We start from the raw sequence: 26,153 nt of genomic DNA, 5'->3' as shown, positions 1-26,153 counted from the left end.
ATGATCTCAGCGCTGGTGACGGATGCGTGGGTTAGCGAAGCCGTAGAGGATATCCACCACGAAGTTCACCAGAATCACCAGGCAGGCGATTAACAGGATGCCGTTTTGCACCACGGGATAATCCCGTGCGCCAATGGCTTCGATCAGCCATTTACCGATGCCGGGCCACGAGAAGATGGTTTCGGTCAGGACCGCACCCGCCAGCAATGTGCCGACTTGCAGGCCGACCACGGTGAGTACCGGGATCAAGGCGTTACGCAGGCCGTGGACGAACACCACGCGCGCCGGCGACAGGCCCTTGGCCTTGGCGGTGCGGATGTAGTCTTCGCGCAGTACTTCGAGCATCGACGAACGGGTCATCCGCGCGATAACAGCCAGCGGGATGGTGCCGAGCACGATGGCCGGCAGGATCAGGTGGTGCAGCGCGTCCCAGAATGCGTCCGGCTCGTCGGCCAGCAGGGTGTCGATCAGCATGAAGCCGGTGCGCGGCTCGATGTCGTAGAGCAGGTCGATCCGTCCGGAGACTGGCGTCCAGCCCAGGCTGACGGAGAAGAACATGATCAGGATCAGGCCCCACCAGAAGATCGGCATCGAATATCCCGCCAGGGAGATGCCCATCACCCCATGGTCGAACAGGGATCCTCGCTTCAAGGCCGCGATCACCCCGGCTAACAGCCCCAGGATGCCGGCGAACAACAGGGCGGCCATGGACAGTTCCAGGGTCGCAGGGAAAAGGGCGGTGAATTCAGTCCACACGCTGGTACGGGTGCGCAGGGATTCGCCGAGGTCGCCGTGGGCGAGCTTGCCGACATAATCCAGGTATTGCGCGTAGAGCGGTTTATTCAGACCAAGGCGTTCCATTGCCTGAGCGTGCATCTCGGGGTCGACTCGTCGTTCGCCCATCATGACTTCGACGGGGTCGCCAGGGATCATGCGAATCAACGCGAAGGTCAGCAAGGTGATGCCGAAAAACGTGGGGATCAATAACCCCAATCGGCGGGCAATAAAACTAAACATCTTGTTGTGTACCTCAATCAGCCGGTTAGGCAGGTTCGGCACCGTCAATGTCGACGGTGCCGAGCGTCTCTTATCTACTTCACCTGGGTGGTGGCGAAGTTATTTGTGGTCAGAGGGCTTTGGGTATAACCCTCGACGTTTTTACGCATGGCGGTGAACATTTTCGGGTAAGCCATGGGAATCCATGGTTGGTCCTTGTCGAAAACGTCCATTGCTTGTTCATAGAGTGCAGCGCGCTGGGTGGGTTCAGCGATGGCGCGCGCCTTGTCGATCAAGTCTTGAAACTCCTTGTTACACCAGCGGGCGTAGTTTTCGCCGTTTTTCGCTGCATCGCAACTCAAGTTCGGGGTGAGGAAGTTATCCGGGTCCCCGTTATCCCCCGCCCAGCCGGCGGAGACCATGTCATGTTCGCCATTCTTGGCGCGCTTGAGCATTTCGCCCCATTCCATGACCTTGATGTTCACTTTCAGGCCGATCTGCGCCAAATCCGCCTGCATGCGCTGGGCGCCGAGCATCGGGTTGGGGTTGGTCGGGCCGCCGCCGTTGCGGGTGAACAGGGTGAACTCGGTGCCTTCCGGTACGCCGGCTTCCTTGAGCAGGGCGCGGGCCTTGTCGAGGTCGCGGGGCGGGTTTTTCAGCTTGTCGCTGAAACCCAGCAGGGTTGGCGGGTACGGGCCGGTGGCGTCGACCGCGTTGCCTTTGCCGTACAGGGATTCGTTGTAGCCCTTCTTGTCGAACGCGATGTTGATCGCGTGACGCACCCGCGCGTCGCTCATGTACTTGTGGGTGGTGTTCATGGCGGTGTAGGCGGTGGTCATCGCCGCCAGTTCCGCCACCTTCAGGTTCGGGTCGGCCTTCATGCTCGGCACGTCATCCGGTTTCGGATACAGCGCGATCTGGCATTCGTTGGCCTTGAGCTTTTGCAGGCGCACGTTGTTGTCGGTGGTGATGGCCAGGATCAGCGGGTCAGCCGGCGGCTTGCCACGGAAGTACTCCGGGTTGGCCTTGAAGCGCACTTGGGCGTCTTTGGCGTAGCGGGTGAAGATGAACGGGCCGGTGCCGATGGGCTTGGCGTTCAGGTCGTCGGTCTTGCCGGACTTGAGCAACTGGTCGGCGTATTCGGCGGAGTGAATCGAGGAAAACGCCATGGCCAGGTCGGCCAGGAACGGTGCTTCAGGGCGGGTCAGGGTGAAGACCACGGTGTGGTCATCGGTCTTCTCTACGCTCTTGAGCAGTTCCTTGAAGCCCATGCTTTCAAAGTATGGGTAGCCCACGTTGGACTTTTTGTGCCACGGGTGATTCGGGTCCAGCTGGCGCTGGAAGCTCCAAAGCACGTCGTCGGCGTTCATGTTGCGCGTGGGTTTGAAGTAGTCGGTGGTGTGGAACTTGATGTCGTCACGCAGGTGAAAGGTGTAGGTCAGGCCATCGGCGCTGATCTCGGGCAGGTCTTTGGCCAGTGCCGGGATCACTTCGGTGGTGCCGGGCTTGAAGTCCACCAGGCGGTTGAAGATGGTTTCGGCCGCGGCGTCGGCGGTGACAGCCGTGGTGTACAGGACCGGATCGAAGCCTTCCGGGCTGGCTTCGGTGCAGACGACCAACGGTTTGGCCGAGATGCCGACAGCAACGCTCAACAGCGCAGCGGCAATGGCGGCTTGTAACGGGAGCATTTTCATCTAAGAGCCCTCTGCAATCGATTGGACCAGACAAGCGTAGGCGGCGGGCCCGTCCTGAGCCCGCCGCCGACCTGGCGCTGATTAAAGAATGTTGAACGGGATGGTGGTCACCAGGCGGAACTCACGCAGGTTGCCGTCAGCCTGGTTGGCGCTGGCACGGTGAGTCACGTAGGTACCACGAATGGTGGTGGCCTTGAGTGCGCCGCTCTGGATCGCGTAAGCCGCGCCTACACCGTATTCCTGGTGCTTCTCGCCGTCCTGGGCCTGAATGCCGTTGTAGGCAAAGCCAGCGCGGCCGCCGTCGCCGGTGTAGTGAGTACCGTCGATACCCCAGCCACGTGCCGAGTAGACGTTGAACTTCAGGCCCGGCACGCCGTATTCGGCCATGTTGATGCCGTAGGCGATCTGGAAGGACTTCTCGTTCGGACCGTTGAAGTCGGACGTCAGGGAGTTGGCCAGGTAGATGCCGTTGGTTTCGTGCAGGTAGTCGAAGTACTCGTCGCCGTTCACGGCCTGGTAGGAGAAGGTCAGGCTGTGAGCCTGGTGGGTCAGGCCGAACGACAGCGAGTAGGTGTCGTTGTCGATCTTGCCCATCAACTTTTTGCCTTCGTCGACGGTCTTGTAGTAGTTCAGGCCCGTGGTCAGGGACAGGGTCTGGCTGTCACCCAGTTCGTGGGTAGCACCGAAGTAGTACTGGTTCCAGAAGTCTTCCACGTTAGCGGCGAACAGGCTGGTCTTCAGGCTCTTGAACGGCTGGTAGTTGACGCCCAGGGTGTTGACCTTGTCGGTTTCCTGGCGACCATTGCCGTATTCGGTACGGAATTTCGACAGGCTCTGCTCGGTCCGTGGCGAAACGCGGTCGAACACGCCGCCCTGGAAGGACAGGTTGCTGAACTCTTCGCTGTTGAAGCTCACACCTTCGAAGCTCGAAGGCAGCGCACGGTTACCGATGGTGTCGATGATGCCGCTGCTGAAGTTCTGGCGACCGGCGGTCAAGGTGGTGTTCGAGACACGGAACTTGACGTTGGCCAGGCCCAGTTTGCTCCACTGGTCTACAGCGTCGCCGTCGGAGTCGGCCAGGGTACGGTTGGAGCCGCCCTTGATGTCGCGCTTGCTGCGGTCCAGGACCAGAGCGTTGTAGACCGCCACTTCAGTGCTCACGCCAACGGTGCCTTGGGTGAAACCCGAGGTAGCGTTGAGGATGGTGCCTTGCACCCAGTTGGTACGGTAGTTGTCAGTACGGGCTTCGCCGTGCTTCTGGTAAGTGAACTTGCTGCCACGGAAGCGTTGTTCGTTGGAGAACCAGTTACGGGTTGTACCGCCCAGGCTTGCGCCATCGATAAAGCCTTTGGCCTCGCTTTGGGCGCTGGTGCCGGCCAGTGTGGTTGGAACGAAGTCCTGGCTTGCAGGATCAGCGTAGGCGTTAGCCGTGATGCTGCTGATGGCCAGGGCCAGTAGCGCGGTGCTGCTCAGTTTCATGGGTGAAGCTCCTTTGGTTCTCTTTTTAATGCCGGTCTTTTTAGGTGAACCGGCTATTGGGTGTGTAACTCGTTCAAGCCTTTGCAAACGTTTGCCCATGGGTAAAACCCGAAATAAGGCTGCACGTTTGCAGCAAGGCGAATGCTCGCCCTGCGCAATCCGGTTATCTTTTTATGGGTTGATGCTGACGCCCGAGAACACGTTGCGGCCGAAGGGGCTCACTTTGAAACCTTCGACTTTGGCGCTTAACGGCTGGTTGACCGTCGAGTGGGCGACTGGCGTGATCGGCACCTGCTGCTTGAGCAGTTGCTGCGCCTGTTTGTATAGAACAGTCCTTTGTTCGCGGTCGGTGACGACCTTGGCTTGCTTGATCAGCTTGTCGTACGCCGGGTCACACCACATGGAGTAGTTGTTCCCGCCGATGGCGTCGCAGCTGTAGAGGGTGCCCAGCCAGTTGTCCGGGTCACCGTTGTCGCCGGTCCAGCCGATCAGGCTGATGTCATGCTCGCCATTCTTGGTGCGCTTGATGTACTCGCCCCATTCATAGCTGACGATCTTCACCTTGAGGCCAATCTTTGCCCAATCGCTTTGCAGCATTTCGGCCATCAGCTTGGCGTTGGGGTTGTACGGCCGTTGTACCGGCATCGCCCACAGGGTGATCTCGGTACCTTCCTTCACGCCGGCAGCCTTGAGCAATTCCTTGGCTTTTTCCGGGTTGTAGGCGGCGTCCTTGATGGTGTCGTCGTAAGACCACTGGGTCGGCGGCATGGCGTTGACCGCCAGTTGCCCCGCGCCCTGGTACACGGCGTTGAGGATGCTCTGCTTGTTCACCGCCATGTCCAGGGCCTGGCGCACTTCGAGCTGGTCGAAGGGCTTGTGCCGCACGTTATAGGCGATGTAGCCCAGGTTGAAACCCGGCTTGGTCAGCAGTTGCAGGTTCGGGTCGGCCTTCAGGGCTTCGACGTCGGCCGGGCGCGGGTGCAGGGTGATCTGGCATTCGCCGGCCTTGAGCTTTTGCACCCGTACCGAGGCGTCGGTGTTGATCGCAAAAATCAGCTGGTCGAGCTTCACGCGGCTCGGGTCCCAGTACTGTTTGTTGCCGGTGTAGCGAATCTGCGAGTCTTTCTGGTAGCGCTGGAACACGAACGGCCCGGTGCCGATCGGCTTCTGGTTGATGTCGCTGGGCTTGCCGACCTTGAGCAAATGGTCGGCGTATTCGGCCGACAGGATCGAGGCGAAGCTCATGGCGATGTTCTGGATAAACGCGGCGTCGACCGTGTTCAGGGTCATCACCACGGTGTGCGGGTCGGTTTTCTCGACCTTGGCGATATTCTTGTTCAGGCTCATCCCGTTGAAGTACGGAAACTCGGTGGGGTAGGCCTTGCGGAACGGGTGTTCGGGGTCAAGCATGCGATTGAAGGTGAACAGCACGTCGTCGGCGTTGAAGTCGCGCGTCGGCTTGAAGTCCTTGTTGCCGTGGAATTTCACCCCTTCACGCAGGTGGAAGGTATAGGTCAGGCCGTCTTCGGAAATATCCCAACGGGTTGCCAGGCCCGGTACGACATTGGTCGCGCCTTTTTCAAACTCGGCCAAGCGGTTGTAGATAGGCTCGGCGGCGTCGTTATCGGTGGCCGTCGTGTATTGCGCGGTGTCGAAGCCCGCCGGGCTGCCTTCGGAGCAAAACACCAGGCTCTTTTTCTCGGCAGCCTGGCCCATCGAGGCCACAGCCAGCAGGCTGGTGCCAAATATCGCGGATAGAACGGTGGTATGGCGCATAACAATCCCGATCCTTGTTTGTTGTTTTCGTCAGTGAGCAATCGCAAGGTCATTCACGACCTTGCGACAACACTGATCCCACAACGGCAGTTGCCCTACAGAGACGATACGTCTGCCGTACCACGACGTTATGGGTCGGGAGCCGGGCAGTAAATGCAACGAATCTGACAGACCTTGTAGGTAACGGAGCCGCGATTCGCAGTTAGCTGCCGTAGGACGGCAGCGTGTGCGGAGGTGGTCTGTTTCCTACGGTCTTGGCGGATGCAATAACGGCGACGTTATGAAACGTCGCCGCCAGAGATCCTTACTTGCCGCTTACGCTCACGCCGTAGAAGGAGTTCAAGCCAAATGGGCTGATCTTGAAGTCCTGCACGTTGTTGCGCATGGGTTGATACACCGTCGAGTGCGCGATAGGTGTCATCGGGACTGCATCTTTGAGGATATGTTGCGCCTGCTTGTACAGCTCGGTGCGTTTGGCTACGTCGGAAGTCGCCTTGGCTTCTTTCACGATGCCGTCGAATTTCTTGTCGCACCACTTGGAGAAGTTGTTGCCGGCCAGGGAGTCGCAGCCGAACAGCACGTTCAGCCAGTTGTCCGGGTCACCATTGTCGCCGCTCCAGCCAATGATCATGGCCTGGTTCTCGCCGCCTTTGGAACGCTTGATGTACTCGCCCCACTCATAGCTGACGATGTTCACTTTCAGGCCGATCTGTTTCCAGTCGTTCTGCAGCATCTCGGCCATCAGCTTGGCGTTCGGGTTGTACGGACGCTGGACCGGCATCGCCCACAGGGTGATCTCGGTGCCTTCCTTGACGCCGGCTTCCTTGAGCAAAGCCTTGGCTTTGGTCACATCAAACGGCGCATCCTTGATGGTGGTGTCATAGGACCACTGGGTTGGCGGCATGGCGTTGACAGCCAGTTGGCCTGCGCCCTGGTACACCGAGTCGATGATCTGCTGCTTGTTCACCGACATGTCCAGGGCCTCACGCACGCGCAGGTCGGACAGCGGGTTAGGCGCGGTCTGGCCCTTGAGGACCGGCATTACGTTGTAGGCGATGTAGCCCAGGTTGAAACCGGCCTGGTGCGGCAGTTTCAGGTCCTTGTCTTCACCCAGCGCCTTGAGGTCGGCCGGACGTGGGAACAGGGTCACCTGGCATTCGTTTTTCTTCAGCTTCTGGATACGCACCGACGGGTCGGTGGTGATGGCGAAGATCAGGTTGTCGATCTTCACGTCTTCAGGTTTCCAGTAATCCTTGTTGCCGGTGTAACGGATGTTGGAGTCTTTCTGGTAGCTCTTGAACACGAACGGACCAGTGCCGATTGGCTTCTGGTTGATGTCCTGTGCCTTGCCTTCCTTCAACAGCTGGGCGGCGTATTCAGCCGACTGGATGGAGGCGAAGCTCATTGCCAGGTTCTGGATGAAGGCGGCGTCCACGGTGCCAAGGGTGAACTTGACGGTGTGGTCATCGACTTTCTCAATGTTCTTGATGTTGGTGTCCATACCCATGTCCGTGAAGTACGGGAACTCGGTCGGGTAGGCTTTACGGAACGGATCGTCTTTATTGATCATCCGGTTGAAGGTGAACAGTACGTCGTCAGCCGTGAATTCACGAGTTGGCTTGAAGTACGGGGTGGTGTGGAACTTGACGCCTTCACGCAGGTGGAAGGTGTACGTCAGGCCATCCGGGGAAACGTCCCAGGTCGTGGCGAGCCCAGGAACAACAGCGGTGCCGCCGCGCTCGAACTGAGTCAGACGGTTGAACATGGTTTCGGCCGAAGCATCGAAGTCTGTTCCGGTGGTGTACTGGCCTGGATCAAAACCGGCCGGGCTCCCTTCGGAGCAGAACACCAGGTTGCTCGCCGCTTGGGCGAAAGGTGCAGCAGCCATTAAACCGGCGCTGACTAATAACGGAATGACTGCGTGTTTAAGCATGTTGGCCTCATGATTTGTTGTCATTTTTGGTAGTGAGGGCGACCTCGTGAGTCGACCTGCGGATACTTATGCAGGGCCCATACCCAATGCAAGATGTTGAGAGCCTACAACGGCTAAACAGTGGTACGAACGTACACGAATGTCGCATATGTGTAAGTTCAGACACATTTACGCACTTTTGAGGGTTTTTTTCGGTGCGAGGGCTGCACCAGGAATGCCCAACCGAGGCGTCTGGCGCACTCGGTTGGGGCGCGGCTGTTACTTATTCAGACTGACGCCGTAGAAGGGAGTGAGTCCAAAAGGACTGATCTTGAAGTCCTGCACTTCCTTTCGCAGGGGCTGGAAAACCGTCGAGTTTGCGATAGGCGTTATAGGTACTTGTTCCTTAAGGATTTTTTGTGCCTGTTGATACCACTTGATGCGCCGCTCGCGGTCGCTGCTGACCTTGGCCTGCTGTACCAGTTTGTCGTAGGCCGGGTTACACCATTTTGCATAGTTGCTGCCCTTCACCGCGGCACAACTGTAGAGCACGCCGAGCCAGTTATCCGGGTCGCCGTTGTCGCCGGTCCAGCCGTAGATCATCACGTCGTGCTCGCCGGCTTTGGCGCGTTTGATGTACTCGCCCCACTCATAGCTGACGATATTGGCCTTGATGCCAATCTTTTCCCAATCCTGCTGGATCATCTGCGCCGACATCCGGGCATTGGGATTCGACGCGCGTTGTACGGTCATCGCCCACAGGTTGATGGTGGTGCCTGGTGCAACCCCTGCTTCTTTTAGTAGCGCCCGCGCCTTGGCCGGATCGTAGGGCGCGTCCTTGATTGTCGGGTCATAAGACCACTGGGCCGGAGGCAGGGCGTTCTGCGCCAATTGTCCGGCGCTCTGGTACACCGCCTTGATAATTGCCGGCTTGTCGATGGCCATGTCCAGCGCCTGGCGCACCTTGAGCTGGTCCAGGGGCGGGTGGGTCACGTTGTAGGCGAGAAAGCCCAGGTTGAAGCCGGCTTGCTGAAGAACCCGCAGGTTGGGGTCTTGCTTCATCACTTCGATGTCGGAAGGGCGCGGGTAACCGCTGACCTGGCACTCGCCGGCCTTGAGCTTTTGCAGGCGTACGGCGGCGTCCGGGGTGATCGAGAACACCAGGTTGTCGAGCTTCACATCTTCGGGCTTCCAATACTGTTTATTGGCGCTGTAGCGAATCTGCGAATCCTTCTGGTAACGCTTGAACACAAATGGCCCGGTGCCCACCGGTTTCTGATTGATGTCCGCGGCCTTGCCTTCCTTGAGCAACTGCGCGGCATATTCGGCGGACTGCACCGAGGCGAAGCTCATGGCCAGGTTCTGCACGAAGGAGGCGTCAACGTTGTTCAGGTTGAAGCGCACGGTGTGCTCGTCGAGTTTTTCGACGCTCTTGATCGTGGTGTTCAAGCCCATGTCGGTGAAGTAGGGCGACTCCGATGGATAGGCCTTGCGGAACGGGGTCTCGGGATCCAGCAGGCGCTGGAAGGTGAAGAGCACGTCGTCGGCGTTGAAATCACGGGTCGGGGTGAAATAGTCGGTGGTGTGGAACTTGACGCCATCGCGCAGGTGGAAGGTATACATCAGGCCGTCTTTGGACACGTCCCAATTGGTTGCCAGGCCGGGTTCGACTTCAGTGCCGCCACGCTTGAACTGGGTCAGGCGGTTGAACACGGTTTCGGCGGAGGCATCGAAATCGGTGCCGCTTGTGTACTGGCTGGGGTCGAAGCCGGCGGGGCTGGCTTCGGAGCAGTAGACCAGGGTGCCGGCTGCCTGGGCCATGGGCATGAATGCCAGCAGGCCGGCAGCAAGGAGCAGCGGTTTTAAGGTGATTCTTTCCATGGAGACCCCTGAAGTGGCAGGCAAATAGTGCCCGAACGAAAACGGCAGTCACCGAGGTTACCGCCGTTCTTGTCACTCAGGTAGAGATAAGCATGCGAGGCCCCAGTGTCTCCGGGATTCGGCTATTCCAGGTCGCTACGATTTAGCCGGAAAGTGTTCGGGTTTATAAGTGAACGCCCACCACTTGAACGGATTCCAGTACGGGTTGTTCTTTGACGGCTTGAATTTCTTGATCCGCGCCATTTCTTCGCTGACATACTGTTCAGCCTGAGCTCTTACTGCGGTACGGACGTTGTCGGTGATCGGGATTTTTTGTGCGGATAAGTTCTCCAGGTAGAGGTGTTCTACTTTATCAATGGCTGCTTTTACTTGTTCCGGGGACAGGTTGGCGGTCAAGGTACCGCTATAACCTTTGACAGGGCGGCCAATCAACTTTTGGAATTGAGCGGCAAACGAAGCATCCCCACCGGTTGCGGAATCACATGACAGCAGGCGCACGTTGTCGAACTCTTCCGGATGGATCCCTTTGCTGTGAAGCGTATCCAGCAATTCTTCCGGACTATTGAGCTTTCCATCATAAGAAACTTTTGCGACCCCGGTAGTCTCATCGACTTTACCGTGTACCAGTATGTTCAATCGCTGGGCCGAACCTTGTTTGTTCACATCCACGAACGTGTAAAGTTTATCGTTGATAGTGTTCAGGCTATCTATTTCTCCACTGAGAATACTGGTTTTTTCAGCAGTAGAAAAAAGGGCCTCGCCGACCGGCAGATTTTTAACCGTTTTCAGGGGCGGCAGTTCGATGCCGTCTACGTTGATAGATGCCGGGGGGACCTCTGGTCCACTCGACTCAATTTCATTTAAAGACGGGTCCGGATGACTATCGCCGGATACTTTCGAAACGCGTGTCAGCTCAAATTCGCTCTTCTGCGAATTATAGTTCCAGCGGTAGTCTTCAGTAACGGTGGAGTTGAACGTGATCGGAGTTTCACCCAGGCTCGCCTCGACCAAACCGGGTGCAACTTCGTGTGCCAGCATCAGGCTTGAGATGACGGCCGCAGCAGTTCCCCCTGTGCGCTCGCCTGCGGTCTTGCCATAGAGGCTGTCATGCACGCCAAACACGATATTGCCTATATTGCCAACAATGGGCAGATTACCAAAGGTTTTGCCCCAGGTGTCTTTCACCGACTTCCAGGCTTGCTGCGAGGCACCAAACACATCCGTCTGGTCGGCCCACACCGCATTGTTGGCGTTCTGCTCCTGATAGTGGGGGGCGATACCTTTGTTCAGATCGCCAAATTGCAGCCCATAACCTGCTTTTCGCGATTCGGTGTAGTTGAATAGCTCTCGTACCGGCACGGATTTATCTTTGTACCAGTGTTCGTACCCCGGATATCGCGACCGATTATCCTGGATGAGGCTGTCGAGCACCGCCCCGGCCGGTGGCCAGTGGGCATTGTGTCCCCCTTGCATATCACCGGTATTGAAACGGCGCATCAATTCATCACGATTGTCTTTGGCCCAGTTCGCAAATTCTTCATCGCCTTTTATCTCGCGGACAGCGCCGTTCTTCAAGTCGATCATGACTCCCTGATTGGGGCGATTGGCGGGATTGCCATCGTAAGGCGTGTAGGGGATGAAGGCATACCCGCTCATGGGGTAGCCATAAATATTGGGGATAATCACTTGCCCATTCTTGTCCAGCGTGCGATTCACCGCTTCCTGGCCGGCAGGGCTTAACCTTGCGAAATTTTCCGTGTCACTACGAAGGCTCAGCAACGTGCCCCGTGTTACATAGGCGTCTGCTTTTCCCGATCGCTCTGCTATTGTTCCGGAGCCCTCGCGCATCGGCGCGGCTATGTCTTTCTCCCAGCGAGCTTGAAGTTGTCGGCCGAACGCTTCCAGATCATTGATTTTTGTCCGGTCTTTTTTTTCTATTTCCATTTCAGGAAAATTTAAAATCCCACCACGTGCGGGTCTGTCGTGCGCTAGAGCACCCGCTGCAATTTCCCATGCGAAATAAGTGTGTGTCTGGGTATCAGAGAGATTTTGTGCTGTGCCCATACCGACATAGGTATTGAACGTTACCGTGAACTTTTCATGCGGGTCGAACCCGGCTGCCAATAAACCCCCACTGAAGTATCCTGCGGGGTCCATGAACAGGCGCACGTTCTGGAACTTGACGTTTCGTTCGCCTTCAGTGCCACTTTCTATATTTTCGATCTGCGTCTTTACACGATTGGCATAGGCATCGATATGAGCCTCTCGCTCATTGTAGATATACCCATCGCCTGGCGCGTGAACAAAGTCGGGTCCGTAAATGGTTGCCTTGTAGATATCAGACTCGTTCCTGGCGGCAGTGCCAACGTTGTCCGTTTCATAAATATCGGTACTCTTCAATGGCGTTGGCGGTATCCGTTCCAGCGCCTCGGTACGTTGTTCTTGAGTCGTACCGGGTAGCGGTGTTTTTGGGTAATGGACAATGTTAAGTTGAACTGAGCTTGTCATTTCAGATTACCTGGCTGGATGTTGATTGCACGCATCTGCGCCGCCATAAACTGTGGATGAGGAGTACGGTGATCTACGCCATGAGTGGTGCAGCGTCCAGGCGTGTTCCGCTCGTTGAGGGTGAGGATGTAGTTGTCCATTGCACGGGTTATAAGTTGAAAAGATTTATCACCAACGCACTTCAATGTGTCCGGACCAGCAGACGCCCGGCGATTAAGCATTTTCTGAAGCTGGTAACCGGTTATTACCGCTGAAACTTCTTGAATTAAGTGCCAGGCAAAAAAATGCTGCCCGAAGGCAGCGGCATTGCAGTCCTGCTCCTTGAAATGGCAGGTGAACGCTACGCGAACGAGAACGGCGGTCACCACGGTTGCCGCCGTTCGGGTTACCCAGGTTGAGATAAGCGCCTGCGTCGCGGCGATCGCCTTAAAACACCTGTGCGCCGCCATAAACGGTGGACTGTATCCACCGCGGGTCCATAGGATCGCTCCAGACGTGCCGAGGCGGCGTACCACCATCTCCGATCAGGATTTGCCGGCCCTCGTCGCTCCATTCCTGCATGCGTTGTGCGAATTGGCCGTGGTACTCGTTGGCCGGACAAGTGATACCGGCCCATGGGTCCACTATCCACGCATCAGCCCATTCGGGCTCGGCAAATCCAGCGGTCAAGAGGTTAGGCTGACTTGCGGGGCCGCCGACCACGCTGAAGGTGTGTCCCTGCACTTGTGCAATGCGGGCAAAGCCGCCACTGGCGTTAACGGTATCGGTGGCGACCCTGGCCATCTGGTCGCAATTGCCAGCACCCGTTTTCAGGATGACCTCCGAGTAGTTGGGCGCGCCGGTTCGAGTGTATAGCCAGGTCACTATTTCATTGGCCACGTCGCTGCGCAGACTGTTACCGGCATCGGCCAGGGTTTTCTGGTTGGCCGACCGTATACCGGTTGTCTGGAACTGTTCCTCCACCGTTCTCTTGCCCCAACGGGCGTAGGCCTTGTTTTGCTCGTTGACCGTGAGCTGCCCGAAATAGTGAGGCTTTTGAAGGGGCTCAAGTTGTATGGTCTTGGCGGCCACCTCTACCTTCTTGTCCCAGGCATAGACTGCCAGTAGAACTTCACGTTTCTTTTCATCGGACAGTCCGGCCAGGACTCGGTCCAGTTGGGTGGCTTGATCGGGTGTGAAGTTGTATTCAAGGCTCAGTTTTTTTGCCAGTGAGTCCAGGGAGGGCAGTATCACCAGATCGTTATTGTGGGTTTTTCCGGAAATGTCACGATAGAGGTCCTTGTACTCGTCATGCAGCCTGATGATGTCCCGGCTGGCCGGATCGGTGTTTGCGGCGATGCGTTGAAAGTTGAGCGCAGGGTTCGAACCGTCGTATTCGGCCACGTAGTAAATGCCGGTATCGCCCTCGACCACCACATAATCTATTCCTGCGTAGGGTATTTTTATGCCCCTCAGGACGCGCTGGTCATCACTGAGATCACTGATCTGGTCCAGCTTTACAACCACGGTTTCCTGGTTGAGCGCCCGTGGTTGACCGATATCTTCATAGCCGAAGTCCGGCTCATTGAGCACCACCCCGCTGGTTTGGTTGCGGTAGGTAACCGGCGTGTGCCCGGGCACCGACATCAGCTCCTGGCTGGATGTGTCGCTCACTCTATACAGCCTGTGCTCATGCACCACGGTCCGCGCGCCTTCCTGCGTTGGGGCGCCCGGCAAGAGACGCCGATGCTCAAGTGCCTGGGCGTCTTGAGCGACCGATGTATCGGCGTCCTCGATCATTTTTGTGTAGCACAAGCTGTCAATGTTGCGCTTTACGCGGCGCCCAACCGGCGCACAAACGGCTTCAAAATCCTCCAGCGGCTCGGCATGCTCGGTAGGCCCCATCTTGGTCAAGGCGTCCGGTTGTGCGGGGTCGTAGCGGTAAACGTCATCCCCGACCACTACATCGGTATGGGTTGCACGCTTGATCAGGAAGGTCTGGTCTGCGGACAGGCCCTCAGGTACCAGCACGCTTGCCCCTGCAGCTCCCGGCTCGACTTCGCGCGTGAGGGCGATGCGGGTGGAGGACTCAAGGGCTTTCGAGGCCCTCTCTATCCCTTTCTCCACCAGTGAAGTTGCGCCCGAAGCCACCGTCGGCAGCGCATTGAGCACTCCGAACACGATATGGTCGGCCCCGCCTTTCTTGCCGTGCTTGACGTCATCGATGCCGATACCGGCCTCCGCTACGCCGGAGGCGACGTAGAACACCTCGAGGGCCACGGCGACTTCGGGCATCACCAGTGCCAGCGGCGTCATCAGCATCGCGACTTTGGTGGCGGTTTCCAGGCCTTTGAGGATGTTGGCTTTGGTCACGTCGCTGTCGGTGACGATTTGGGTCTCGGCATCCTTGTACGAGCGATCTTTCTGGCGGGCAGTAATGGCCTCGAATGGGTCCTGGGCGAGGGGTTCGGTGGTGATGAAAGTCTGCGGGTTGAATTCATTCAGGCGCTCCAACACATCGGCATCCGGCGCGTCTTTGCGGTGCCAGCCACCCAGCCCGGTCAGTGTCTGGTTCACGCCGTCGGAGAACGTCCGGTCGGCCTGGTCACGCAGCGTGAAATGGGTTGAAAGGGCTTCGCGCTTGGTGGGGTCGGCAGCTTGCTCAGCCAGCCAGTTTTTCATCTGGGCCTGGCTGTCAAAGCGATGAATAGGCGACGAGTTGCCGGGAATATACAAAAGCGTGGGGCTGATGATCTTGCCGTCATCGGTGACCTTGGGGTTTTTGTCGGTGATGTACAGCAGGTCCGAAGATTGAAAACCGTTGATGCTGAGCAGACCCATTTCCAGGCCTGGGTCCTGGGCGGCAGAGGCTTTCAGGTCCTCGACGCGGAGGTTCGACCAGTCTTTATCGGTGGTCAAGTTCGCTGCGCGTAGCGCCAGTTCCTTGTCGCTTGGGCTCAGGCTGCCGGTCTTTTCCTGGAGCAGGATGGCGGCAACGAAGGAGGCCTTGGTCAATGCCGTGTATTTGCTTTCGTGGCTGGGCCAGAACGTATCCAGGAATGTTTTATACGGCGCGGCGCGTTCGGTGTTCCACACCAATTCCCTGAATTGCTCCGGGGTCTTTTTGATCCGCATCGACTCGTTGTATTGCTGGCGCTGGCCGGGCGGGGAGGCGCGGTATATAAACTCATAGGTCTGCTGGGCATTGACGGCAGAGTCAATGGCAAGCCCCGCCTGGCCCAGCGGCGAAAACGTCAGTAGCCGTTCCAGCCAGGTATGCAGGGTCGTGCGTGTTTTTTCCTCGGGCGTCTGGTGTTCATCGGTGTTGTTTTTTTTCTGCACATCTTGCAGGGCCGCCTGGGTCAAGGTTATCCGGTTCAGTACCTTTGCATTGCGAGGAGGCCTTCCCCGTGTCGGGTCGTAGTTGAAGGTAGTAATAAACGTGTTGTCCGGATCAACGTCCTCACCCCACTTTTTCTTGATTTCGGCCTTGATAAGGTTGGCGGTGCTTTCCAGGGGCGTCTCGAACCCTGTCGTTGCACTGCGAATGTAGTTTTCGACTGTCTTGTTGTATGGCAATCCCGGGATCAACACGTCGTGAGTGTGACGGCGGGGTCGTGATGCGGGAGTGTCGGTGGCCCGATCGGCTGCCTTTACGGGCTGCCCTGGCGAATATGTCTGCCGTGAAGTATCCGTACCTTGGCGGGGTTTTCCCTGTTCTTCGGCAATACCTGCCGAGGAGGGGGTATCAAGGAAGAAGCCGTTGTTTGCCGCGATGGAACCTATGGTGGTCATATGACAAATCCTGATGTGCATGGTGTGCAGGAATGATGTGATGTCCGCCATAGGTGGTTCAGCGTGTAGGCGTGTTCCGTTCTTTGATGGGGAAGATGTAGTTCGCCATTACGCGGGTTATAAGCTGAAAAGATTTATCGCCGGTGCGCTTCAAGGTGTGTGGACCAGAACACTCTCAGCCATTGAGTATTTTCTTAAGCTGATATCCGGTTATTACCGCTGATACTTCTTGAATGAAGTGCGCAGGCAAAAAAAAACGCTGCCCGTAGGCAGCGTCATTGCAACTGGGGTACCGCTCGATCAAGGCATCTGGACTTCGATCACGCCATCTGCGGTCATGTTGACCTGGCTGGTGCCGGCTTCGACTTCCGGCGTCGGTGCCGAATCCATCGCTGCGGCTTTCATCATCATCCCGCCACGTGCATACGGCTGTGGATAACCGTTAGTGTTGAAGTTCAGGTTGACGATCTTGTAGCCCTTGCCGCCCAGCGCATCGGTGGCCAGTTGGGCACGGGCCTTGAATGCGGTGACCGCTTCTTTAAGCAGGGCATCTTCGCTGGCCTTGCGGGTCGGGTTGGCGATGGCGAAGTCCATGCTGTCCATTTTCAGGTTGGTCAGCATGTCGCCGGTGAGCTTGGACAGGGCGGCGAAGTCGGCACTTTCCATGCGCAGCTCAGCGCGTTCACGCCATCCGGTGATTTTCTGGTTCTTGTTGTCGTAGATCGGGTAGCTGTTGCGGCTACCCTGGCGCAGGGTCACGCCTTTGACTTCGCGGGCCTGGGCCAGCGCCTTGTTCATGGTGGTGGTGATTTCGGCGGCAAGCTTGGCCGGGTCGGTGTTCTGCGACTCGGTGTACAGGGTGACGATCATCTGGTCGCGCGCCACTTCCTGGCTGACTTCGGCACGCAGGGAAATCTGGTTGTAATGCAGTTCGTCAGCGGCCATGGCCGGCAGGCTGGCGAGGGTAGCGGCGCCGAGGGTGAGGGTGGCTGCACTGCGAATGAAACGAGACATGTAAGCTCCTTGAGATGTTCGTGTTCGGTAAGACTGTAGACGCAAGGTTTCAGTTCTTCGGGTTTACACATTCGCTACAAGTTGGCGGATGCCGACGAACGGTCATGATCCTGACCCCTGCGTCAAAGAGCCACACACGCCGTGCCAGCGCTGTCGCTTCGTTTATACTCCGTGCGATCCGCCTGCAGCGCTCATCGGGAGAGCTCATGCTCGCCGCCGTAAAACTGACTTCCGCCACCCGCCAGAACCTTTGGCGCCTGACGTTCATCCGCACCCTGGTGCTGGCCGCACAGGCCGGTTCGGTGGGGCTCGCCTATTGGTTCAAGCTGCTGCCGCTGCCCTGGTTGCAGTTGGCCGTGACCCTCGGCTTCTCCACGGTGCTGTGTGTATTTACCGTCATCCGGCTGCGCACCACGTGGCCTGTGACCGAGCTGGAATACGCCCTGCAACTGGCCTGCGACCTGTTTATCCACAGCGTATTGCTGTACTTCTCCGGCGGCTCCACCAACCCGTTCGTGTCCTATTACCTGGTGCCACTGACCATCGCGGCGGTGACCTTGCCGTGGCGTTATTCGGTGGTGCTGTCGGGTATTGCCCTGACCCTGTACACCCTGCTGCTGGCACAGTTCTACCCATTGCAGACCTTCCCCATCGCCCGGGAAAACCTGCAGATCTACGGCATGTGGCTGAGCTTTGCCCTGTCGGCGGCGGTCATCACCTTTTTTGCCGCACGAATGGCGGAAGAGCTGCGCCGCCAGGAAGAGCTGCGCGCCATTCGCCGTGAAGAAGGCCTGCGGGACCAGCAGCTGCTGGCCGTCGCCACCCAGGCCGCCGGCGCGGCCCACGAATTGGGCACGCCGCTGGCGACCATGAGCGTACTGCTCAAGGAAATGACCCAGGACCACCACGACCCGGCCCTGCAAGACGACCTGAGTGTGCTGCAGGAACAGGTCAAGCAGTGCAAGCTGACCTTGCAGCAGCTGGTGCGCGCCGCCGAGGCCAATCGCCGCCTGGCGGTGGAGATGCAAGACGTCACCCAGTGGCTGGACGAAGCCCTGAACCGCTGGCACCTGATGCGTCCCGAAGCCAGTTACCGGTTCCACCTGCTGGGCCAGGGCACGGTGCCGCGCATGGCGCCGCCGCCGGACCTGACCCAGGCGCTGCTGAACCTGCTGAACAACGCCGCCGATGCCTGCCCGGAAGGGTTGGAAGTGACGCTGGACTGGGATGCGGAAGACTTCACCATCAGCATTCGCGACCACGGCGCCGGTGTGCCGCTGGCGATTGCCGAGCAGATCGGCAAGCCCTTCTTTACCACCAAGGGCAAAGGCTTCGGCCTGGGCCTGTTTTTGAGCAAGGCCAGCGTGACCCGCGCGGGCGGCTCAGTGAAACTCTATAGTCATGAGGAAGGCGGCACGCTCACCGAGCTGCGCCTGCCCCGTGTCGCACGAGGAGACATCGATGAGTGACGAGATCCAAGTCGAAGGCGAAGAACTGCCGCACCTGCTGCTGGTAGATGACGACGCCACCTTTACCCGCGTGATGGCCCGCGCCATGAGCCGTCGTGGCTTTCGCGTCAGCACCGCAGGTTCCGCCGAGGAAGGCCTGGCCATCGCCACGGCCGACCTGCCGGAATACGCGGCCCTGGACCTGAAAATGGACGGCGACTCCGGCCTGGTGCTGCTGCCCAAGCTGCTGGAGCTGGACCCGGAAATGCGCGTGGTGATCCTCACCGGCTATTCCAGCATTGCCACCGCCGTCGAGGCGATCAAGCGTGGCGCCTGCAACTACCTGTGCAAGCCGGCAGATGCCGACGACGTGCTGGCCGCCTTGCTCTCCGAGCACGCTGACCTCGACACCCTGGTGCCGGAAAACCCGATGTCGGTGGACCGCCTGCAGTGGGAACACATCCAGCGGGTGTTGACCGAGCACGAAGGCAACATCTCCGCCACGGCTCGCGCCCTGGGCATGCATCGTCGAACGTTGCAGCGCAAGTTGCAGAAACGCCCGGTTCGACGTTGAACGGCGACTGAACAATCTGCTTCAGGCCGCACGGAGCCCTGAACCGATCGTCTATGATCGGTTCAAACGCCTGTTATTTTTTTCCTACCGAGCCTGAACAATGAATCAGAACGCTGAGTATTCCGCGGTCAATGACGCGGTGCGTGGGCAATTTTTAAGGAAAGTCTGGGCGCTGATCACCCCCTACTGGCGCAGTGAGGAGAAGTTCAAGGCCTGGCTGTTGTTGCTGGTGGTGCTGGGGCTTTCGCTGTTCAGTGTGGCGGTGTCGGTGTGGTTCAACAGCTGGAACCGCGACTTCTATAACGCCCTGGAAAAGAAGGACTACGACGCCTTCACCCACCTGCTGATGTATTTCAGCGTGATCGCCGTGGTGGCGATCGTCACCGGGGTGTTCACTTCCTATTTGCAGCAAATGCTCACCATCCGCTGGCGGCGCTGGCTGACTGAAACCTACTTCGCCAAGTGGCTGAGCGAGAAGAACTACTACCACCTGGAATATGGCGGCTACACCGATAACCCCGACCAACGTATTTCCGAAGACCTCAACGCCTTTACCAGCAGCACCCTGAGCCTGGGCCTGGGGTTTATCAGTAACCTGGTGAGCCTGGTGTCGTTCTCGGTGATCCTGTGGGGCGTGTCCGGCAGTATCGAGGTTTGGGGCATCACGATTCCCGGCTATATGTTCTGGGCGGCACTGGTATATGCCGTGCTGGGCAGTTGGTTGACCCACTTGATTGGTCGAAAACTGATCGGCTTGAGCAACCGCCAGCAACGCTTCGAGGCCGACTTGCGTTTCAGCCTGGTGCGGGTGCGCGAGAACGCGGAAAGCATCGCGCTGTTCAATGGCGAGCCGAATGAACACCAGCAACTGAGTGCACGTTTCGGGCGGGTGTGGAGCAACTTCTGGAGCATCATGCAGCTCAAGAAGCGCCTGAACTTCTTCACCAGTGGTTACTCGCAGATCGCGATCATCTTCCCGTTTGTGGTGGCAGCGCCGCGTTACTTTTCCGGCCAGATAGAGCTGGGCGTGCTGATGCAAGTGGCCAGCGCGTTTGGCAGCGTGCAGGGCAGCCTGAGCTGGTTTGTCGACGCGTACACCGTGTTGGCCAGCTGGCGTGCGACCTGTGATCGTCTGCTGAGCTTTGGCGAGGCGATGGAAGAAAACGAAGGCCGCAACATGGGCATCGAGTTGCAACGCCAGGGCGGCAATTTGCAGATGAGCAACCTCAGCCTCGATCTGGCGGATGGTCGTCACCTGCTGGATGGCGCCAACCTGACGGTTGCCGAGGGTGAGCGATTGATGCTCAGCGGGCGTTCCGGCAGCGGCAAGTCAACCTTGCTGCGGGCCATGGGCAATCTCTGGCCAAACGGCCACGGCAACATCCGCTTGCCGGCCGAGCGTTATCTGTTCCTGCCGCAAAAGCCGTACCTGCCGATTGGTACCTTGCGGGGTGTGTTGAGTTATCCACAGGAGGAGGGCGCGTACCCGGCGCAACGTTATGCACAGGTCCTGGAAACCTGCCGCCTGGCGCATCTGATTCCACGCTTGGACGAAGCCAATCACTGGCAGCGCATGCTGTCGCCGGGTGAGCAACAGCGCCTGGCGTTTGCGCGGGCGTTGTTGTTTGAACCGCAATGGCTGTACATGGACGAGGCCACCTCGGCGATGGACGAGGAAGATGAGGCGGCGCTGTATCAGGCGTTGATCGATGAGTTGCCGGGGTTGAGCATCGTCAGCGTCGGGCACCGCAGCAGCCTCAAGCGTTTCCATGGGCGGCATGTGCGGATACAGGACGGGCAGCTACAAGAACAGCCAGTGTCCTGAAGTCGGACTCGGTCAATGTGGGAGCGGGCTTGCTCGCGAATACGGTGGGTCAGTTAATACATAGGGTGACTGATAGACCGCATTCGCGAGCAAGCCCGCTCCCACATTGGATCAGTGTCGTCTGGTCGACCTGGTTCCAACAAAAAAGCCCGGCTGATCATCGATCAGCCGGGCTTTTTCATGCCGCTTGAAAAGCTATTACTTTTTCAAGCCGTAATGCTCATCCAGCATCCCCGGGGCGTTTGGCGTTTTTGGCGCGTAATCCCGTGGCGGTTCCTGATTTTCCCGCGGAGGGGTCAGGCGTTCCCGTGGAGCGTGCGGTGCATCGGAATGCAGCGCGGCCAGCAGGCGCTGGCGGGTGATGTCGTCCAGGGCCAGGCGGTTGGCACCCTCGGCGAGATGATCCTGTACTTCCTGATAGCTCTGAGTGAGCTTTTTCACCAGGGTCGCGGTGCTGTTGAAGTGGGTAACAACCTCGTTCTGATAACTGTCAAAACGTTCCTGAATGTCATCCAGCTGACGCTGCGTGCGGTTAGGCGCGGCATTCGGCAGCAGGCGGGCAACCAGGAATCCAATGGCGACACCGGCAACCAAGGCGAGAGTCGGCAACAACCAAACTAAGAGCGAGTGTTCCACGAGTCCTTCCTCTATAAACGGCTTTGCTTTACGTTAACGGCTCGGACCTGCGCTGTATACCGCGATTAAGCTCGCAATGATGCCATGCACAGACTTTTAGCTAGACGAGTCGACCCCTTGAGAGGTCACGGAGTTCCTTCCTTGCTGATGCGTGAAACCCCCGTTTTGATCGATGGCCCGGTAGGCCAACTGGAAGCCCTGTATCTGGATCACCCCGAGCCACGTGGCCTGGCGCTGATCTGTCACCCGAACCCGGTGCAGGGCGGCACCATGCTCAACAAAGTCGTATCGACCCTGCAACGCACCGCGCGCGATGCCGGCTTGATCACGTTACGTTTCAATTATCGCGGTGTCGGCACCAGTGCCGGTACGCACGATATGGGCACCGGTGAAGTCGACGACGCCGAAGCGGCAGCCACCTGGCTGCGTGAAAAGCATCCCGACCTGCCGATCACCCTGCTGGGTTTTTCCTTCGGCGGGTTTGTCGCGGCCACCCTCGGCGGCCGCCTGGAAGCCAAGGGCGAAAAACTCGCGCACCTGTTCATGGTGGCCGCGGCCGTGATGCGCCTGCGGGATAACGACGTGTTGCCACAAGGCTGCCCATTGACCGTGATCCAGCCGGAAACCGACGAAGTGGTCGACCCGCAACTCGTCTACGACTGGTCCGCGGCCCTGAATCGCCCCCATGAGCTGCTGAAAGTGGCAGAATGCGGACACTTTTTTCATGGCAAGCTGACCGATCTCAAGGATCTTGTGCTGCCACGTCTTTCGAATTGATGACAAGCGATCACCCATGACGACCCGTACCCGCATCCTCACCGGCATCACCACCACCGGCACGCCGCACCTGGGCAACTACGCCGGCGCGATCCGCCCGGCGATCCTTGCCAGCCAGGACGCCAACGCCGACTCCTTCTACTTCCTGGCCGACTACCACGCCCTGATCAAGTGCGATGACCCGCAGCGCATCCAGCGCTCGCGCATGGAAATTGCCGCGACCTGGCTGGCCGGTGGCCTGGATGTGAACCGGGTAACCTTCTACCGCCAGTCCGATATCCCGGAAATCCCCGAGCTGACCTGGTTGCTGACCTGCGTGGCGGCCAAGGGCCTGCTCAACCGTGCGCACGCCTACAAGGCCTCGGTGGACAAGAACCTGGAGAACGGCGAAGACCCGGATGCGGGGATCACCATGGGCCTGTACAGCTACCCGGTGCTGATGGCCGCGGACATCCTGATGTTCAACGCCCACAAGGTGCCGGTCGGCCGTGACCAGATCCAGCACGTGGAAATGGCTCGCGACATCGGCCAGCGCTTCAACCACCTGTTCGGCAAGGGTAAAGAATTCTTCACCATGCCCGAAGCGCTGATCGAAGAAAGCGTCGCCACCTTGCCGGGCCTGGATGGCCGCAAGATGTCGAAGAGCTACGACAACACCATCCCGTTGTTCACCAGCGCCAAGGACATGAAGGACGCGATCTCGCGGATCGTCACCGACTCCCGCGCGCCGGGCGAAGCCAAGGATCCGGACAACTCGCACCTGTTCACCCTGTACCAGGCGTTTGCCACCCAGGCCCAGGAAGAAGAGTTCCGCGGTGAACTGCTGCAAGGCCTGGGCTGGGGTGAGGCGAAGAACCGTCTGTTCCAACTGCTGGACGGCCAGTTGGGTGAAGCGCGCGAGCGTTATCACCAACTGATGTCGCGCCCGTCGGACATGGAAGACCTGCTGCTGGTCGGCGCCCGCAAAGCCCGCGCCGTGGCTGCACCGTTCCTGGCCGAACTGCGTGAAGCGGTGGGCCTGCGCTCGTTCGTCAACCCGGTCGCCGTGGCTGCCACCACCAAGAAGAAAGCTGCGAAAGCCGCGCGCTTTGTCAGCTTCCGCGAAGACGACGGCAGCTTCCGCTTCCGTTTGCTGGCGGCCGAAGGCGAGCAACTGCTGCTGTCGCGCAACTTTGCCGACGGTAAAACCGCAGGCGCCGTAACCAAGCAGCTGCAATCGGGTCAGGCGCTGGATGTACGCAGTGAAGCCTCGAGCTTCAGCGTGTGGCTGGACGGTGAAGTCGTCGCCGATAGCCCGGCGTTCGCCGACAGCGCCTCGCGGGATGCGGCGATCGAAGCCTTGCGCGTTGCGTTGACCCCAATCGAGGATTGACCCGACCAAGGGGTGATTGCCATTCTTCAGGGCCGTCGTTACAGTGGCGGCCCGTTTTTGTTGCCTTGCTAACGAATTATGACGCCCCTAGAACGATATCAAGCTGATCTGAAACGCCCTGAATTCTTCCATGACGCTGCCCAGGAAACTGCGGTGCGCCATTTGCAGCGCCTGTACGACGATCTGGTCCAGGCCTCGCAGAACAAGCCGGGCATGTTCAGCAAGCTGTTTGGCAAGAAAGACCACACGCCGGTCAAGGGCCTGTATTTCTGGGGTGGTGTTGGCCGGGGCAAGACTTACCTGGTGGACACCTTCTTCGAAGCGCTGCCGTTCAAGGAAAAGGTCCGCACCCACTTCCACCGCTTCATGAAGCGCGTGCACGAAGAGATGAAGACCCTGCCGGGCGAAAAGAACCCGCTGACCATCATCGCCAAGCGCTTCTCGGAAGAAGCCCGGGTGATCTGTTTCGATGAGTTCTTCGTGTCCGACATCACCGACGCGATGATCCTCGGCACCCTGATGGAAGAGCTATTCAAGAACGGCGTGACCCTGGTCGCCACCTCGAACATCGTGCCAGACGGCCTGTACAAGGACGGCCTGCAACGCGCGCGTTTCCTGCCGGCCATCGCCCTGATCAAGCAGAACACCGACATCGTCAACGTCGACAGCGGCGTCGACTACCGCCTGCGTCACCTTGAACAAGCCGAACTGTTCCACTACCCGCTCAACGAAGTGGCCCAGGAAAGCCTGCGCAAGAGCTTCCGCGCGCTGACGCCGGAATGCACCCAGGCGATTGAAAACGACAAGCTGATCATCGAAAACCGCGAAATCATCGCACTGCGTACCTGCGATGACGTGGCCTGGTTCGAATTCCGCGAACTGTGCGACGGCCCTCGCAGCCAGAACGACTACATCGAACTGGGCAAGATCTTCCACGCGGTGATCCTGAGCGGTGTCGAGCAGATGAGCGTCACCACCGACGACATCGCGCGGCGCTTTATCAACATGGTCGACGAATTCTACGACCGCAACGTCAAGCTGATCATCTCGGCGGAAGTCGAGCTCAAGGACCTCTACACCGGCGGCCGCTTGAACTTCGAATTCCAGCGCACCTTGAGCCGCTTGCTGGAAATGCAGTCCCACGAGTTCCTGTCGCGGGCGCACAAGCCGTAAGCGATGTGCTTGAAATGAAAAAGGCCCGCAGCGATGCGGGCCTTTTTTTATGCAAAATTTCCAGGTCAACAGAAAGCAACTGTGGGAGCCGGGCTTGCCCGCGATAGCGGTCTGTCAGCTAATGCCGCTGGTGCCTGGCACGCTGCCATCGCAGGCAAGCCAGCTCCCACATTTTTACTGCGTATACCCTTTGGTTACGCGGCCTGCTGGAACTGCTGGCGATACTGGTTGGGCGACAGCTCGGTATGCTGGCGGAACAGCCTCGCAAAGAAGCTCGCGTCGTCGTAGCCCACCTCGTAACTGATGGTCTTGATGCTTTTGCGGCTGCCGGACAGCAGGCCCTTGGCTGTCTCGATGCGCAACCGTTGCAGATAGTGCAGCGGCTTGTCACCGGTGGCGGTCTGGAAGCGGCGCATGAAGTTGCGGATGCTCATGCCGTGTTCCCGGGCCACGTCTTCGAAGCGGAACTTGTCGGCGAAGTGCTCTTCGAGCCAATGCTGGATCTGCAGGATGATCACGTCCTGGTGCAGCTTCTGCCCGCCAAAACCGATGCGCCCGGGGGCGTAGCTGCGTTGCACTTCGTAGAGGATGTCGCGGGCCACGGCCTGGGCGATGTTGGCGCCGCAGAAGCGTTCGATCAGGTAGATGTAGAGGTCGCAGGCCGAGGTGGTGCCGCCGGCGCAGTACAGGTTGTCGGCGTCGGTCAGGTGCTTGTCCTGGTTCAGCTGCACCTTGGGAAAGCGTTCGGTGAAAGCGTTGAAGAAGCGCCAATAGGTGGTCGCTTCCTTGCCATCCAGCAGGCCGGCTTCGGCGAGCCAGAACACCCCGGTGGCTTCGCCGCACAGCACCGCGCCACGGGCGTGTTGTTCGCGCAGCCAGGGCAGCACTTGGGGGTAGCGTTGGCACAACGAGTCGAAATCGTCCCAGAAGGCCGGGAGCACGATGATGTCGGCGTTTTCGAGGCCGCCGTCCACCGGCATGATCACATCGCTGAAGCTGCGCACCGACTGCCCGTCGGGGCTGACCAGGCGGGTTTCGAAAGCGGGAGTGAGGCCCTGGCCCAGCTGTTTGCCGTAGCGCAGGCTCGCGAGGTGGAAGAAATCCTTGGCTTGCATGAGGGTTGAAGCGAATACCCGATCAATGGCCAAAATGCTGACGCGCCGCAAGGGCGTGGAGATTTGGTTAGACATAATTTCATTTATTCTTATAGGGGAAAGTGGTCACCAGACGGCTGGATCGTCTTATTTTTTGTCGCATGTGTCCAGTGTCCTGTGACGCCTTCGCGGCTTAGGCTCTGTGATCCCGGTCTTGTCC

18 protein-coding genes are annotated in these 26,153 nt (G+C 58.7%); 6 read left to right on the top strand and 12 right to left on the bottom strand.

The features are described from left to right. Window positions 1-6 precede the first annotated feature (6 nt). The 10 genes from C0058_RS27725 to C0058_RS27680 form a co-directional block, all read right to left on the bottom strand. The gene (locus C0058_RS27725; protein WP_003215992.1) at window positions 7-1,017 is read right to left on the bottom strand and encodes an ABC transporter permease subunit; all 1,011 of its coding nucleotides are present in this window, start codon (window positions 1,015-1,017) and stop codon (window positions 7-9) included. 74 nt (window positions 1,018-1,091) lie between these two features. Next, window positions 1,092-2,690 carry an ABC transporter substrate-binding protein gene (locus C0058_RS27720; protein WP_102369916.1) on the bottom strand — a complete coding sequence of 533 codons (1,599 nt, stop codon included), beginning with the start codon at window positions 2,688-2,690 and terminating at the stop codon, window positions 1,092-1,094. An 81-nt stretch (window positions 2,691-2,771) separates the two neighbouring features. Beyond that, window positions 2,772-4,169 carry an OprD family porin gene (locus tag C0058_RS27715; protein ID WP_003215995.1) on the bottom strand — a complete coding sequence of 466 codons (1,398 nt, stop codon included), beginning with the start codon at window positions 4,167-4,169 and terminating at the stop codon, window positions 2,772-2,774. Window positions 4,170-4,340: 171 nt separating this feature from the next. Continuing rightward, window positions 4,341-5,885 (bottom strand): ABC transporter substrate-binding protein, encoded by a 1,545-nt coding sequence (locus C0058_RS27710; protein ID WP_371135981.1) that lies wholly within the window; start codon window positions 5,883-5,885, stop codon window positions 4,341-4,343. A 364-nt stretch (window positions 5,886-6,249) separates the two neighbouring features. Then, window positions 6,250-7,878 carry an ABC transporter substrate-binding protein gene (locus tag C0058_RS27705; RefSeq protein WP_003216000.1) on the bottom strand — a complete coding sequence of 543 codons (1,629 nt, stop codon included), beginning with the start codon at window positions 7,876-7,878 and terminating at the stop codon, window positions 6,250-6,252. Between the two features lie 258 nt (window positions 7,879-8,136). After that, window positions 8,137-9,738 carry an ABC transporter substrate-binding protein gene (locus C0058_RS27700; protein ID WP_102369915.1) on the bottom strand — a complete coding sequence of 534 codons (1,602 nt, stop codon included), beginning with the start codon at window positions 9,736-9,738 and terminating at the stop codon, window positions 8,137-8,139. 135 nt (window positions 9,739-9,873) lie between these two features. Continuing rightward, window positions 9,874-12,246 carry a hypothetical protein gene (locus C0058_RS27695; protein WP_256579526.1) on the bottom strand — a complete coding sequence of 791 codons (2,373 nt, stop codon included), beginning with the start codon at window positions 12,244-12,246 and terminating at the stop codon, window positions 9,874-9,876. Beyond that, window positions 12,243-12,611, bottom strand: coding sequence for a hypothetical protein (locus C0058_RS27690; RefSeq protein ID WP_158660305.1), 369 nt, complete (start codon window positions 12,609-12,611; stop codon window positions 12,243-12,245). Before C0058_RS27690 ends, C0058_RS27695 begins: the two co-directional genes overlap by 4 nt. Window positions 12,612-12,672: 61 nt before the next feature. Further along, window positions 12,673-16,020: a dermonecrotic toxin domain-containing protein gene (locus C0058_RS27685; RefSeq protein ID WP_023659189.1), complete on the bottom strand. Its 3,348-nt coding sequence runs from the start codon at window positions 16,018-16,020 to the stop codon at window positions 12,673-12,675. Window positions 16,021-16,320: 300 nt separating this feature from the next. Then, window positions 16,321-17,034 (bottom strand): SIMPL domain-containing protein, encoded by a 714-nt coding sequence (locus C0058_RS27680; protein ID WP_003216012.1) that lies wholly within the window; start codon window positions 17,032-17,034, stop codon window positions 16,321-16,323. Between the two features lie 206 nt (window positions 17,035-17,240). On the opposite strand from C0058_RS27680, the gene C0058_RS27675 reads away from it, so the two are divergent. The 3 genes from C0058_RS27675 to C0058_RS27665 all read left to right on the top strand — a co-directional run bounded on the left by C0058_RS27675 (window position 17,241) and on the right by C0058_RS27665 (window position 20,881). Beyond that, a complete protein-coding gene (locus C0058_RS27675; RefSeq protein WP_003216013.1) occupies window positions 17,241-18,503 on the top strand; it encodes an ATP-binding protein in 1,263 nt (420 codons plus the stop codon). After that, a complete protein-coding gene (locus tag C0058_RS27670; RefSeq protein ID WP_003216016.1) occupies window positions 18,496-19,056 on the top strand; it encodes a response regulator transcription factor in 561 nt (186 codons plus the stop codon). Before C0058_RS27675 ends, C0058_RS27670 begins: the two co-directional genes overlap by 8 nt. 100 nt (window positions 19,057-19,156) lie before the next feature. Then, on the top strand, window positions 19,157-20,881 hold the full coding sequence (locus C0058_RS27665) for an ABC transporter ATP-binding protein/permease (protein ID WP_102369913.1): 1,725 nt from the start codon (window positions 19,157-19,159) through the stop codon (window positions 20,879-20,881). Between the two features lie 198 nt (window positions 20,882-21,079). Here C0058_RS27665 and C0058_RS27660 read toward each other — a convergent pair whose 3' ends face one another. Next, on the bottom strand, window positions 21,080-21,517 hold the full coding sequence (locus C0058_RS27660; protein ID WP_003216019.1) for a YhcB family protein: 438 nt from the start codon (window positions 21,515-21,517) through the stop codon (window positions 21,080-21,082). Window positions 21,518-21,664: 147 nt separating this feature from the next. Here C0058_RS27660 and C0058_RS27655 point away from each other — a divergent pair, with 147 nt between their 5' ends. The 3 genes from C0058_RS27655 to zapE all read left to right on the top strand — a co-directional run bounded on the left by C0058_RS27655 (window position 21,665) and on the right by zapE (window position 24,839). Then, window positions 21,665-22,294 carry an alpha/beta hydrolase gene (locus C0058_RS27655; protein ID WP_023659190.1) on the top strand — a complete coding sequence of 210 codons (630 nt, stop codon included), beginning with the start codon at window positions 21,665-21,667 and terminating at the stop codon, window positions 22,292-22,294. A gap of 16 nt (window positions 22,295-22,310) precedes the next feature. Next, window positions 22,311-23,666: a tryptophan--tRNA ligase gene (locus C0058_RS27650; RefSeq protein ID WP_008437254.1), complete on the top strand. Its 1,356-nt coding sequence runs from the start codon at window positions 22,311-22,313 to the stop codon at window positions 23,664-23,666. Between the two features lie 78 nt (window positions 23,667-23,744). After that, the gene (gene zapE / locus C0058_RS27645; protein WP_003216025.1) at window positions 23,745-24,839 is read left to right on the top strand and encodes a cell division protein ZapE; all 1,095 of its coding nucleotides are present in this window, start codon (window positions 23,745-23,747) and stop codon (window positions 24,837-24,839) included. 194 nt (window positions 24,840-25,033) lie between these two features. On the opposite strand, the gene C0058_RS27640 is transcribed toward zapE, so the two are convergent. Beyond that, window positions 25,034-25,954, bottom strand: a complete 921-nt coding sequence (locus C0058_RS27640) for a GlxA family transcriptional regulator (protein WP_173406101.1) — start codon at window positions 25,952-25,954, stop codon at window positions 25,034-25,036. Between the last annotated feature and the right edge of the window lie 199 nt (window positions 25,955-26,153).

Source organism: Pseudomonas sp. NC02 (assembly GCF_002874965.1).
GTDB lineage: Bacteria > Pseudomonadota > Gammaproteobacteria > Pseudomonadales > Pseudomonadaceae > Aquipseudomonas.
The sequence above is the reverse complement of the archived record's forward strand: the minus strand, read 5'-3'. Positions and strand labels throughout refer to the sequence as shown.

Bases quoted from the DNA above. Each gene is read 5' to 3' on its own strand.
- C0058_RS27640 (WP_173406101.1), bottom strand. From the start codon at position 25,954: ATGCAAGCCAAGGATTTCTTCCACCTCGCGAGCCTGCGCTACGGCAAA.
- C0058_RS27725 (WP_003215992.1), bottom strand. From the start codon at position 1,017: ATGTTTAGTTTTATTGCCCGCCGATTGGGGTTATTGATCCCCACGTTT.
- C0058_RS27695 (WP_256579526.1), bottom strand. From the start codon at position 12,246: ATGACAAGCTCAGTTCAACTTAACATTGTCCATTACCCAAAAACACCG.
- C0058_RS27650 (WP_008437254.1), top strand. From the start codon at position 22,311: ATGACGACCCGTACCCGCATCCTCACCGGCATCACCACCACCGGCACG.
- C0058_RS27665 (WP_102369913.1), top strand. From the start codon at position 19,157: ATGAATCAGAACGCTGAGTATTCCGCGGTCAATGACGCGGTGCGTGGG.
- C0058_RS27655 (WP_023659190.1), top strand. From the start codon at position 21,665: ATGCGTGAAACCCCCGTTTTGATCGATGGCCCGGTAGGCCAACTGGAA.
- C0058_RS27710 (WP_371135981.1), bottom strand. From the start codon at position 5,885: ATGGGCCAGGCTGCCGAGAAAAAGAGCCTGGTGTTTTGCTCCGAAGGC.
- C0058_RS27715 (WP_003215995.1), bottom strand. From the start codon at position 4,169: ATGAAACTGAGCAGCACCGCGCTACTGGCCCTGGCCATCAGCAGCATC.
- C0058_RS27685 (WP_023659189.1), bottom strand. From the start codon at position 16,020: ATGACCACCATAGGTTCCATCGCGGCAAACAACGGCTTCTTCCTTGAT.
- C0058_RS27675 (WP_003216013.1), top strand. From the start codon at position 17,241: ATGCTCGCCGCCGTAAAACTGACTTCCGCCACCCGCCAGAACCTTTGG.
- C0058_RS27680 (WP_003216012.1), bottom strand. From the start codon at position 17,034: ATGTCTCGTTTCATTCGCAGTGCAGCCACCCTCACCCTCGGCGCCGCT.
- C0058_RS27720 (WP_102369916.1), bottom strand. From the start codon at position 2,690: ATGAAAATGCTCCCGTTACAAGCCGCCATTGCCGCTGCGCTGTTGAGC.
- C0058_RS27670 (WP_003216016.1), top strand. From the start codon at position 18,496: ATGAGTGACGAGATCCAAGTCGAAGGCGAAGAACTGCCGCACCTGCTG.
- C0058_RS27700 (WP_102369915.1), bottom strand. From the start codon at position 9,738: ATGGAAAGAATCACCTTAAAACCGCTGCTCCTTGCTGCCGGCCTGCTG.
- C0058_RS27705 (WP_003216000.1), bottom strand. From the start codon at position 7,878: ATGCTTAAACACGCAGTCATTCCGTTATTAGTCAGCGCCGGTTTAATG.
- zapE (WP_003216025.1), top strand. From the start codon at position 23,745: ATGACGCCCCTAGAACGATATCAAGCTGATCTGAAACGCCCTGAATTC.